We start from the raw sequence: 677 nt of genomic DNA, 5'->3' as shown, positions 1-677 counted from the left end.
GCCGCAGGCGCGGACGTCCACGGGTCCGTCTCGCCCGTCATCCGCCTGCTCTCCCGGTTCGCGCAGGAGGGCGCGCGTGGGCGCGAGGAGACCAAGTCCGCGATGGCGCTGATGGCGCACGCGCTCAAGCGGGGGTACCGCCACCTCGGCGAGGTCCTGGCCGCCGCCGGACGACTGCCCGACGCGGACCTGGTGTTCTTCTTCGACCGTGCGGAGCTGGGCCGGATCGTCGGGCCGGGGGAGATCGGCGATCTCGTCCAGAGCGCCCTCGCGCGCCGGGAGGCACTGGCGTTCCAGGACGTGCTGGAGTTCCCCGACGTGTCGGTCGGTCGCCCGGTCCCGCTGATCGCCCGGCCCCCGCGTGAGGCCGCGGGCGGGGAGATCATCGGGCGACCCGCGAGCCGCGGATCGGTGGAGGGCGTGGTGCGCGTGGCCAGGTCCATCTTGGACGCCCGCGAGGTGCGGTCGGGCGAGATCCTGGTCGCACCCGTCACGGATGTGGGCTGGACTCCCTACTTCACGGTGATCGCCGCGCTGGTCACCGACATCGGCAGTTCGGTCTCCCACGGGGCCGTGGTGGCGCGCGAGTACGGGCTGCCCTGCGTGGTCAACACACTGGTCGCCACGCAGACGCTGCGGACCGGTGACCTCGTCCGGGTGGACGGCGACCGGGGGGG

General features: G+C 73.7%; 1 protein-coding gene. It reads left to right on the top strand.

The window, feature by feature from the left end:
• Positions 1 to 677: PEP-utilizing enzyme (locus IY392_RS19340; protein ID WP_255542112.1), on the top strand; the 677-nt coding region annotated here is incomplete at both ends.

Source organism: Dietzia sp. SYD-A1 (assembly GCF_015356725.1).
In the GTDB taxonomy this organism is placed as follows: Bacteria; Actinomycetota; Actinomycetes; order Mycobacteriales; family Mycobacteriaceae; genus Dietzia.
Note: the sequence above shows the minus strand (reverse complement) of the source record. Positions and strands in the feature narration are given on the sequence as shown.